At 74.1% G+C, this 10,130-nt stretch carries 8 protein-coding genes; 2 read left to right on the top strand and 6 right to left on the bottom strand.

Annotated elements, in window-relative coordinates; translation table 11 throughout:
• Positions 1-121: 121 nt before the first annotated feature.
• The 5 genes from ACE3Q3_RS20800 to ACE3Q3_RS20780 are packed head-to-tail and all read right to left on the bottom strand — an operon-like array spanning position 122 to position 6,021.
• Positions 122-1,459: a dihydroorotase gene (locus tag ACE3Q3_RS20800; RefSeq protein WP_374449161.1), complete on the bottom strand. Its 1,338-nt coding sequence runs from the start codon at positions 1,457-1,459 to the stop codon at positions 122-124.
• A gap of 23 nt (positions 1,460-1,482) precedes the next feature.
• Complete coding sequence (gene asnB / locus ACE3Q3_RS20795) at positions 1,483-3,255, bottom strand: asparagine synthase (glutamine-hydrolyzing) (protein ID WP_374449160.1); 1,773 nt, start codon at positions 3,253-3,255, stop codon at positions 1,483-1,485.
• A complete protein-coding gene (locus ACE3Q3_RS20790) occupies positions 3,255-4,295 on the bottom strand; it encodes a glycosyltransferase (RefSeq protein ID WP_374449159.1) in 1,041 nt (346 codons plus the stop codon). The genes asnB and ACE3Q3_RS20790 overlap by 1 nt, the downstream gene beginning before the upstream one ends.
• On the bottom strand, positions 4,292-5,044 hold the full coding sequence (locus tag ACE3Q3_RS20785) for a glycosyltransferase family 2 protein (protein WP_374449158.1): 753 nt from the start codon (positions 5,042-5,044) through the stop codon (positions 4,292-4,294). Before ACE3Q3_RS20785 ends, ACE3Q3_RS20790 begins: the two co-directional genes overlap by 4 nt.
• The gene (locus tag ACE3Q3_RS20780) at positions 5,041-6,021 is read right to left on the bottom strand and encodes a glycosyltransferase family 9 protein (RefSeq protein ID WP_374449157.1); all 981 of its coding nucleotides are present in this window, start codon (positions 6,019-6,021) and stop codon (positions 5,041-5,043) included. The genes ACE3Q3_RS20785 and ACE3Q3_RS20780 overlap by 4 nt, the downstream gene beginning before the upstream one ends.
• 129 nt (positions 6,022-6,150) lie before the next feature.
• Here ACE3Q3_RS20780 and ACE3Q3_RS20775 point away from each other — a divergent pair, with 129 nt between their 5' ends.
• Together ACE3Q3_RS20775 and ACE3Q3_RS20770 are read left to right on the top strand one after the other, a co-directional pair.
• Complete coding sequence (locus ACE3Q3_RS20775) at positions 6,151-7,050, top strand: folate-binding protein YgfZ (RefSeq protein ID WP_374449156.1); 900 nt, start codon at positions 6,151-6,153, stop codon at positions 7,048-7,050.
• Between the two features lie 58 nt (positions 7,051-7,108).
• A complete protein-coding gene (locus ACE3Q3_RS20770; RefSeq protein ID WP_374449155.1) occupies positions 7,109-7,360 on the top strand; it encodes a helix-turn-helix domain-containing protein in 252 nt (83 codons plus the stop codon).
• A 220-nt stretch (positions 7,361-7,580) separates the two neighbouring features.
• On the opposite strand, the gene ppdK is transcribed toward ACE3Q3_RS20770, so the two are convergent.
• Positions 7,581-10,130, bottom strand: a 2,550-nt coding sequence (gene ppdK, locus ACE3Q3_RS20765; RefSeq protein ID WP_374449154.1) for a pyruvate, phosphate dikinase, incomplete at its 5' end; no start/stop codon positions are given.

Genomic DNA, 10,130 nt, shown 5'->3' with positions numbered 1-10,130 from the left:
GGAGCCGGAGGCGAAGCCGGTGGAGGACCTCGTCGCCTGCGGCACCTGCGGCGCCTATATCCCGGCCAAGGGCGCCCGCGGGTGCGGGCGGGCGAACTGTCCCTGGCCGGGGTAGCGGCCGTCAGGCCGGCAGGCAGTCGGCGAAGCGGACCGGGCGGCCGACGGGGCTGCCCTGGAGCTGGTCGTCCTGCATCACGACCTGGCCGCGGACCACGGTCGCGACCGGCCAGCCGGTGACCGCCATCCCGTCGAAGGGCGTCCAGCCGCACTTGCTGACGATCCAGGAATTCTCGATCCGCCGCTTCGCCTGGAGGTCGACCAGCGTCAGGTCGCCGTCATATCCGAGCGCGATCCGGCCCTTGCCGGCGATGTCGTAGATGCGCTGCGGGCCGGAGCACATGAGGTCGACGAAGCGGGCCAGCGTCAGCCGGCCCTCGGCGATGTGGTTCAGCATCAGGGGCACCAGCGTCTGCACCCCCGGCATGCCGGACGGGCTGTCGGGATAGGGTTTGTCCTTCTCGTCCCGCGTGTGCGGCGCATGGTCGGAGCCGAGCACGTCGACGACCCCGTCGGCCACCGCCCGCCACAGGCCCTCGCGGTGGCGCGCGTCGCGGATCGGCGGGTTCATCTGGGCATAGGTGCCGAGCCGCTCGTAGCATTCGGGCGCCGCCAGGGTGAGGTGCTGCGGCGTCGTCTCGACCGTGATGAGATCCTTGTGCCCGGCGAGGAACTCCATCTCCTCGGCCGTCGTGATGTGCAGCACATGCACCTTGCGCCGCGCCTGCCGGGCGAGGCCGACGAGGCGCCTGGTCGCCAGCAGGGCGGTCTCGGCGTCGCGCCATTCGGGGTGCATGGTCGGCGGCGCGCCGCCGGCGACGAGGTGCTTGCGCGCCTTCAGGCGCGCCTCGTCCTCGGCATGGACGGCCATGCGGCGGACGCCGTTGGCGAGGATCGCGGCGAGCGTCGCGTCGTCCTCGACCAAGAGATCGCCGGTCGAGCTCCCCATGAAGACCTTGACGCCGCAGCAGCCGGGCAGGCGCTCCAGCGTCCGCAGATGCTCGGCGTTGGCGGCGCTGCCGCCCATGAAGAAGGCATGGTCGACATGGGCGCGGCCGCCCGCCCGCTTGAGCTTCTCGGCCAGGTCCGCCGCGGTCAGCGTCAGCGGCTTGGTGTTCGGCATCTCGAAGATCGTGGTGACGCCGCCCATGGCGGCGGCCGCGGTGCCGGTCGCCAGATCCTCCTTGTGCTCGGCCCCCGGTTCGCGGAAATGGACCTGGGTGTCGATGATCCCCGGCAGCACGGTCAGCCCGCGCGCGTCGATGCGGCGGGCGGCCGCCGCCGTCGCCAGCCCGCCGATGGCGGCGATGCGGCCGTCGAGGATGCCGACGTCGCTCTCGAGCAGGCCCATCGGGGTGAAGACCTGGCCTCCGGTGACGACGAGATCGAAGGGCTGCGGCATGGGGGGCCTCCGGCAGGTGGGGGTCAGGCGGCGAGTGCGGCCAGCGTGTCGTCGGTGACGGGCCGGCCCAGCATATGGCGGCCGAACCACAGGGCATAGAAGAGGAGCGTCCAGGCGGCGAAGCCGGCGCGCTTGCCGTCGGCGCGGAAGAGGGCGGCGACGGTGGATGGCTCGGCGATCGGGGCGATGGCGGGATGCGCCGCCACCAGCGGCCCCAGCCGGTCGCCCCGGGCCCGCATCCATTCCGCCACCGGCACGGTGAAGCCCTGCTTGGCGGCGAACGCGTCGGCGGCGGGGAGCGCGCCCGCGAGCCAGCGCCGCAGCAGGTACTTGCCGCGCCCGTCGCGGATCTTGAGGCGGTCCGGCAGGGCGAAGGCGAGGCCGCCCAGCACCGGATCGACGAAGGGCGTGCGCCCCTCGACCGCGTTCGCCATCAGGCAGCGGTCGAGCTTGGTCAGGAGGTCGTTGGGCAGCCAGTCGGCGCAGTCGGCCGCCTGCGCCGCCTGCAGCCGGGTGCGGCCGGGGGTGGCGGCGGCGGCCTCGGCGGCGGCGATGCCGTCGCGCCAGCCGGCGGCGACCCCTTCGCGCAGCAGGCCCAGCCCGTCGAACGTGCCGCGGCCGCGCGGCCGCCGGCCGCCCAGCCACCAGGGCCTGCGGGCGGCACGGTAGCGGCCATAGCCGGCGAAGGTCTCGTCGCCGCCCTCGCCCGACAGCACGACCTTCAGCTCCTGCCCGGCCACCTGGGCCAGCTTGAAGGTCGGCAGCGCGGCATAGTCGGCGGCGGGGTCGTCCATGGCGGCGGCGACGGCGGGCAGCAGGCGCCAGAAATCGGCCTCCGCGAAATCGACCTCGACATGCTCGGCGCCGACGGCGGCGGCCAGCCGGCGCGCGGCGGCGCGCTCGTCGGCCGCACCCGTGCCGCCGAAGCCGGCGGTGAAGGCGCGCACCGGCCGCTCGGCCAGCCGCGTCATCATCGCCAGCACGGCCGCCGAATCGATCCCGCCCGAGAGAAAGAGGCCGTAGGGCACGTCGGAGCGTTGGTGGAGGCGCACGCTCTCCTCCAGCGCGGCGTCGAGCCGGGCGAGGGCGTCGGCCTCGGCCATCGGCACCGGCACGCCCTCGGGCAGGGCGGCCAAGCGCCGGCGCTCGACGATGCGGCCGGCTTCGACCGCGACCGTCTCCCCCGGCAGCAGGCGACGGATGCCGCGGAAGACGGTGCGGGCGCCGGTGGTGAACTGGAGCTGCAGCAGCTCGGCGCGGGCGCCCTCGTCCAGCTCCGCCACCACCAGCCCGGCCGCCACCAGCGCCTGCGGCTCCGACGCGAAGGCGAAGCCCCGGGCGGTCTCGGCATAGTAGAGCGGCTTGATGCCGAACGGGTCGCGCGACAGGACGAGGCGGCCGGCGTCGGGATCGTGGATCGCGATCGCGTACATGCCGCGCAGGTGGCGGGCATAGTCGAGCCCGTGGCGGCGATAGAGGTGGAGCGGCGGCTCGCAGTCCGACCCGCCCTGGAACCGCACCCCGTCGAGCGCGGCGCGCAGCTCGATGTAGTTGTAGATCTCGCCGTTGGCGGCGAGCGCGGCACCGCCCGCGTCCCGGCCCCGTTCCAGGATCGGCTGGTCGCCGGTCACGAGGTCGATGATGGCGAGCCGGTTCTGGACGAGGCCGACTCCGCCCGCGACATGGCGGCCCTCGCCGTCCGGGCCGCGATGGGCGAGTGCCGCCAGCAGGGCGTCGAGCATGGCGGCCGGCGGCGGCCGGCCGTCCAGCGTCATCAGGCCGGCGATGCCGCACATCAGCGGGCGATCCGGCGGAAGAAGTCGAGATACTGCCCGACCACCGCCGCCTCGGAGAACTGGCGGTCGAGCGCCCGGCGCCCGGCGGCGCCGAGGCGGGCGGCGAGGGCGGCGTCGCCCAGCACCCGGGCGACGGCGGCGGCGAGGGCTGCCGGGTCCTCCTGCGGCACCAGCAGGCCGGTCTCGCCATCGGCGATCAGCCCCTCGGGGCCGGGCGAGCGGACGGCGACCACCGGCCGGCGCTGCGCCCAGGCTTCGAGCACGATGTTGCCGAGCGGCTCGTGGCGGGAGGAGCAGACGAAGACGTCGGCGGCGGCATGGAGCGCCGGCATGTCGTCGCGCCAGCCGAGGAAGCGAACCCGGGCGCCGACGCCGAGCGCCGCCGCGTGCGTCTCCAGCGCGCCCCTCTCCGGCCCTTCGCCGGCCAGCCACAGCACGGCGTCGGGCAGCCGGGCCAGCGCCGCCAGCGCCGTGTCGAAGCCCTTGTTGCGATGCAGGCGCCCGGCCGCCAGCAGCAGCGGCGCGCCCGCCGGCGTCGCGAAGGCGGCGCGGTCGGCGGGTGCCGCCGGCCGGTCCTCGACGAAGTTCGGCAGATAGTGGGCGCGCTCGGCCGGCCAGCCCTGGCGGACGATGTGGGCGACGATGTCGGGCGTGTTGCCGACGAGGTGGTGGCAGTGGCGGTAGTATTTCAGGTCGTAGTAGCCGCCCATGCGCGCGGCATGGACCCACGGGCCGCGCGGCATCATCCGGGTGGCGCGGTTCATCCAGGTCAGCACCACGCCGGGCCGCCACTCCGCCGCCAGCCGCCTGAGGGCGGGGCGCGTGCGGAAGTCGAACCAGCCGCCGAATTCGAGCTCGACCGGCTCCACCCCCTCTGCCCGCAGCGCCGCCGCGCGCGCCGGGTTGCGCCGGATGGCGACCCGCTGCGCCACCCCGGCACGGTGCAACCCACCCGCCAGCCGCACGAAGAAATTCTCCGCCCCGCCCTGGACGGCGCCCGCCATGGCCTGGAAGAGGCGCGGGGGCGCCGCGGTGCTCACTCGTCCTCCAGCGTCGCCTTGAGGTGCGACAGCAGCGGGTAGAGCGCGGCGCAGATGGCGATGGCGAGGCCGTAGCCGCCCTCGCGATAGCCCTTGCGGCCGACATAGCAGTGCCAGAAGCGGGTGACGACGCGGCGCAGGTTGGTCGAGAGCCGGCCAGGGTCGCCCGCCTCGCGCAGGTCGGCGGCGCGCAGGCTGGTATAGCGGTCGAGCCGCTGCAGCATGTCCGAGAGGTTGCGGTCGACCAGGTGCTCGACCGGGTTCTCGAGGCGCGGGCCCTTGTGCGGGTCGAGCGTCAGGCGCGGGTGGACGCGCTGCGGCCCCCACACCTTGGCGCCCTTGCGGAAGAGGCCGGGATAGGCCGGCTTGCCGAACGACCCGCCCCAGCCGTGGCGGATGAGGTGGCCGCCGACATAATTGTCGACCGGCAGCTCGTGCCAGGCGAAGGGCGAGACCGCGATGACGTAGCGCAGCTCGGCGGCGAGCTCGGCGGTGATGCGCTCGTCGGCATCGACCTCGACGATCCACGGGCCGGTGCAGGCGTCGATGCCGGCATTGCGGCGCTGGCCCTCGCGCTCCCAGGCGCCTTCCAGGACATGGGCGCCGAACTGCCGGGCGATGGCGGCGGATTGGTCGGTGGTGCGGTCGAGCACGACGACGATCTCGTCGGCGAAGGCGAGGCGGGCGAGGCAGTCGGCGAGCTGGGCCGCCTCGTTGCGGGCGACGACGAGGGCGGTGATCGCGGTCATGCGGCCCGCCCGATCCGGGCGAGGAGGCGGCGGGCGCCGTCCTCGGCCGCCGCGACCGTGAGCCCGTCCATCAGGGTGCCGGTGGTGCGGTGGTCGAAGCCGGGGCCGCCGGTCAGCTCGGCATGGCTCTCGGGCGTGCGGACGAAGGCGGCGCGCTCGCCCCAGGGGGCGTAGTGGCGCTCGTCGGACGGGCCGAAGAGGCCCAGCGTCGGCGCGCCGACGGCGGCCGCGACATGCATCAGGCCGGTGTCGTTGCCGACGAAGAGGGCGGCCCGTTCGAGGCAGGCGGCCGCCTCCGGCAGCGACAGGCCGACGAGGTCGAGGCGCGCGTCGGCGGGCAGGGCGTCGAGGACCGGCTGCGCCCGCGGGCGCTCCGCTTCGGCCGCCAGCACCGCGACGGCGGCGCCGGCGAGCGGGCCGCCGGCCGCGACGAGGCGGCGCGCGAGTTCCGCGAAGCGGTCGCCGCGCCATTCCTTGCCGGCCCAGTTGGCGGTCGGGCCGATCGCCAGCACCGGGCGCCCGTCGGGGGGCAGGGATTCGGGCAGGAGCGCCGCGGCGCGGGCGCGGTCGGCCGCGCCCAGCCACAGGCGCGGGGCCGGCGGCGGCTGGAAGCCGAAGGCGGCGCCGAGCTCGACGACGCGGTGGCGGTCGTCGTCGGTGCGCCAGCGCCGCCGCACGAAGCGGCGGCGGGCGACCAGGAACCAGGAGATGGCCGAGCCGCGCAGGTCGACGATGGCGTCCCAGCGCCGGCCGGTCGCGGCGCGCCACAGCTCCAGCCAGTGGCCGCCGCGCGGGCGCTTGGCCATGGCGTGGACCCGTTCCAGCCGCGGCAGGCCGAGGAAGAGGGGGGCGGCGGCCGGCCCGCAGGCGACCGTCACCGGGGCCGCCGGCAGCATCTCCATGAAGCGGTCGAGCAGCCCGGTCGAGAGCACCGCGTCCCCGATCCTGGTCGAAGTGATGAAGAGGAGGCCGGCCATTGCAGGGCCGGCTTATACGCCGAGCCGGGCCGCCGCCACCAGTGCCGGGGCCGCCCAGGCTTGCCGAAGGCGCCGGCAAGACCAACTATTTCGATCAGATATCCGCGATTCGACCCCGGGTGATGCCCCATGAACGCGCTTCGCTTCACCGTATTGGAGGGGCGGTCGGTCCTCACCGTGGCCGGCCCCGACCGGCGCAGCTTCCTGCAGGGACTGGTCTCGAACGACGTCGAGCGGGCGGCGCCGGACCGGGCCATCCATGCCGCCTTCCTGACGCCCCAGGGGCGGTTCCTGCACGACCTCTTCATCGTCGAGCTCGGCGACACGCTGCTGCTCGACATCGAGGCGGGCCGGCGCGCCGATCTCCTGAAGCGGCTTTCCATGTACCGGCTGCGCTCCAAGGTGACGCTGGGCGACGGCGGCGAGGACTGGACGGTGCTCGCGCTCTTCGGCCCCGGCGCCGGCCATCCCTTCGGCCTGCCGGAGGAGGCGGGGGCGGCGGTCGCGGCCGCGGGCGGCGTCGCCTATGTCGATCCGCGGCTGGCGGCGCTCGGCCTGCGCGCCGTGCTGCCGCGCGGCGAGGCCGAGAAGGCGGCCCAGGCCCGCGGCTTCGCCGAGGCGCCGTTCGCCGACTACGACCGGCTGCGCCTTGCCCAGGGCGTGCCCGACGGCAGCCGCGACCTGCCGGTCGAGAAGGCGATCCTGCTCGAGGCCGGGTTCGACGAGCTCAACGGCGTCGACTGGCAGAAGGGCTGCTACATGGGCCAGGAACTGACCGCCCGCACCAAGTATCGCGGCCTCGTCCGCAAGCGCCTGATGCCGGTCGCGATCGAGGGCCCCGTCCCGGAGCCCGGCACGCCGCTCACCTTCGACGGCAAGGACGCGGGCGAGATGCGCTCCGGCCGCGACGGGCTGGGCCTCGCGCTCGTCCGCCTGGAAGCCGCCGAAGCCGCCGCCGCCGCGGGCCGCCCGCTCGAGGCCGGCCCGGCGAAGCTGGTCCCGCACCGGCCGGACTGGGCGCGGTTCTGAGCGCCGACGGCCGGGACCACCCCGTACCGATCGGGACGGTTTCGCGTTCGGCGGGTGCGTGGAAGCCCCGATCTTCCCGATCGGGATGCAGCTCAGGATCGAAAACGCTCGCCAGTTCGGCGCGGCCGTAGCCGCGGCCCGCAAGGCCCTTGGCCTGACGCAGCGGGAACTGGCGCTCGCCATCGCCAGCGGCGAGCGCTTCATCGTCGAGTTGGAGGCGGGGAAACCTACCGCCCAACCGGGCAAGGCGCTCGCTGCCGCCCATGCCGTGGGGCTGCGCCTGACGGCGAGCGGCAGGGCGCTGGGATGAGCATTGCCTGCCCGTGCATCGCGGCGACCGGCCGGTCGCAACGATCATCGAGAGGCGAGCGACCGAAGTTCGGCGCCCATGCTCGCGGGCGCGGCGACCCGGAGCCCGGCGACGGCGAGGACGGCCTCCCGACCCTCGGGGGCAAGCGCCCACTCGCGGCCGCGGTAGCCGAGATCGCTCCCCCACGGTCGGGTTCCCAGCCGTGGGGGCGGCGGAATCCTCAGGCCGTGCTCGCCACCCGGTCGCCGTGCAGCACCGCCTGGGCGGCGGCGAGGCGGGCGATGGGGACGCGGTAGGGGGAGCAGGAGACGTAGTCGAGGCCGACGGTCTCGCAGAAGCGGATCGAGGCGGGGTCGCCGCCATGCTCGCCGCAGATGCCGAGCTTGAGGCCCTCGCGGGCCTTGCGCCCGCGCTCGGCGGCGATCGCCACCAGTTCGCCGACGCCCTCGATGTCGAGGGTGACGAAGGGGTCGTGCTCGAGGATGCCCTGGCGCTCGTAGGCCGGCAGGAAGTTGCCGGCATCGTCGCGCGACAGGCCGAAGGTGGTCTGGGTCAGGTCGTTGGTGCCGAAGCTGAAGAACTCGGCCGTGCCGGCGATGTCGCCCGCCTTGAGGGCGGCGCGCGGCAGCTCGATCATGGTGCCGACGAGATAGCGGATCGGCCGGCCGGCCGCCGCCTGGACCTCGCCCGCCACCCGGTCGATCACCGCCTTCAGGATGTCGAGCTCCTTCCGGGTCGCGATCAGCGGCACCATGATCTCGGGCTCGACCGCCTCCCCGCCCTCGCCCGCGACCTCGGCCGCCGCCTCGAAGATGGCGCGCGCCTGCATCTCGTAGATCTCGGGGTAGGTGATGCCGAGGCGGCAGCCGCGATGGCCCAGCATCGGGTTCGATTCGTGGAGCTGGGCGGCGCGCTGGCGCACCTGCTCGGCGCCGGTGCCGATGGCGGCGGCGAGCTCGGCCATCTCGGCGTCGGTGTGCGGCAGGAACTCGTGCAGCGGCGGATCGAGCAGGCGGATCGTCACCGGCAGGCCGCGCATGATGCGGAAGAGCTCGGCGAAGTCCTGGCGCTGCATCGGCAGGAGCTTGGCGAGCGCCCGGCGGCGGCCGTCGGCGTCGTTGGCCAGGATCGTCTCGCGCATGGCGACGATGCGGCCGGCGTCGAAGAACATGTGCTCGGTGCGGCAGAGGCCGATCCCCTCGGCGCCGAACTTGCGCGCGGTGCGGGCGTCGGCCGGGGTCTCGGCGTTGGTCCGCACCTTCATGCGGCGGATGCCGTCCGCCCATTCCATCAGCCGCGCGAAGTCGCCCGAGAGCTGCGGCTCGACCGTCGGCACCCGGCCCAGCATGACCTCGCCGCTGGCGCCGTCGATGGTGATGCGGTCGCCGGCCTGGACGACGGTGTCGCGCACCGTCATCGTCCGCGCCCGGTAGTCGATGCGCAACTCGCCCGCGCCGGCGACGCAGGGCCGGCCCATGCCGCGGGCGACGACGGCGGCGTGGCTGGTCATGCCGCCGCGCGTCGTCAGGATGCCGCGGGCGGAATGCATGCCCTGGATGTCCTCGGGGCTGGTCTCGATGCGGCAGAGGATGACGTCCTCGCCGCGCTGGGCGCGGGTCTCGGCCTCCTCGGCGCTGAAGACGACGGTGCCCGACGCGGCGCCGGGGGAGGCGGGCAGGCCCTTGGCCAGCACCTTGCGCTCCGCCTTGGGGTCGAGCGTCGGGTGGAGGAGCTGGTCGAGCGAGGCGGCGTCGATGCGGCCGACCGCGGTCCTCGGGTCGATCAGGCCCTCGTCGGCCATGGCGACGGCGATGCGGAGCGCGGCGGCCGCGGTGCGCTTGCCGTTGCGCGTCTGCAGCATCCACAGCTTGCCCTGCTGGACCGTGAACTCGATGTCCTGCATGTCGCGGTAGTGCCTCTCCAGCACGCCGCGGATGCGGTCGAGCTCGGCGAACACCGTCGGCATCACCTCCTCCATGGCAGGGAGGGTGGAGCCGTTCCGGACCTTGCCGGCGATCGTCAGGTGCTGGGGCGTGCGGATGCCGGCGACCACGTCCTCGCCCTGCGCGTTGACGAGATATTCGCCGTAGAAGGCGTTCTCGCCGGTCGAGGGATCGCGGGTGAAGGCGACGCCGGTGGCGCAGTCGTCGCCCATGTTGCCGAACACCATCGCCTGGACGTTGACGGCGGTGCCCCAGCTTTCAGGGATGTCGTGCAACCGGCGGTAGGTGATGGCGCGCTGGTTCATCCAGCTGCCGAAGACGGCGCCGATCGATCCCCAGAGCTGCTCGACCGGGTCCTGCGGGAACGGCCGGCCGTGGATCTCCTCGACCTTGGCCTTGTAGTCGGCGACGACGGCCTTCCAGTGCTCGGCCGAGAGTTCGGTGTCGAGATGGAGCCCGAGATCGAGCTTGTGGCTCTCCAGGATCTCCTCGAAATGGTGGTGGTCGACGTCGAGGACGACGTTGCCGAACATCTGGATGAAACGGCGATAGCTGTCATAGGCGAAGCGGGGGTCGCCGCTGCGCCGCGCCAGCCCCTCGACGGTCACGTCGTTGAGGCCGAGGTTGAGGACGGTGTCCATCATCCCCGGCATCGACGCGCGGGCGCCCGAGCGGACCGAAACCAGCAGCGGGTTCTCCGCATCGCCGAAGCGCATCCCGACCAGCGCCTCGATCCCGGCCAGCGCCGCGGCGACCTGGTCGCGCAGTTCGGCCGGGTACTGGCGGTCATGGTCGTAGAACCAGGTGCAGACCTCGGTCGTGATGGT

It is taken from the genome of Allostella sp., assembly GCF_041913585.1.
GTDB lineage: Bacteria > Pseudomonadota > Alphaproteobacteria > ATCC43930 > Allostellaceae > Allostella.
Note: the sequence above shows the minus strand (reverse complement) of the source record. Positions and strands in the feature narration are given on the sequence as shown.

What these genes read in the sequence shown, in the direction of transcription:
- ACE3Q3_RS20800 (WP_374449161.1), bottom strand. Translation starts at nt 1,459, where the DNA reads ATGCCGCAGCCCTTCGATCTCGTCGTCACCGGAGGCCAGGTCTTCACC.
- ACE3Q3_RS20780 (WP_374449157.1), bottom strand. Translation starts at nt 6,021, where the DNA reads ATGGCCGGCCTCCTCTTCATCACTTCGACCAGGATCGGGGACGCGGTG.
- asnB (WP_374449160.1), bottom strand. Translation starts at nt 3,255, where the DNA reads ATGTGCGGCATCGCCGGCCTGATGACGCTGGACGGCCGGCCGCCGCCG.
- ACE3Q3_RS20785 (WP_374449158.1), bottom strand. Translation starts at nt 5,044, where the DNA reads ATGACCGCGATCACCGCCCTCGTCGTCGCCCGCAACGAGGCGGCCCAG.
- ACE3Q3_RS20775 (WP_374449156.1), top strand. Translation starts at nt 6,151, where the DNA reads ATGAACGCGCTTCGCTTCACCGTATTGGAGGGGCGGTCGGTCCTCACC.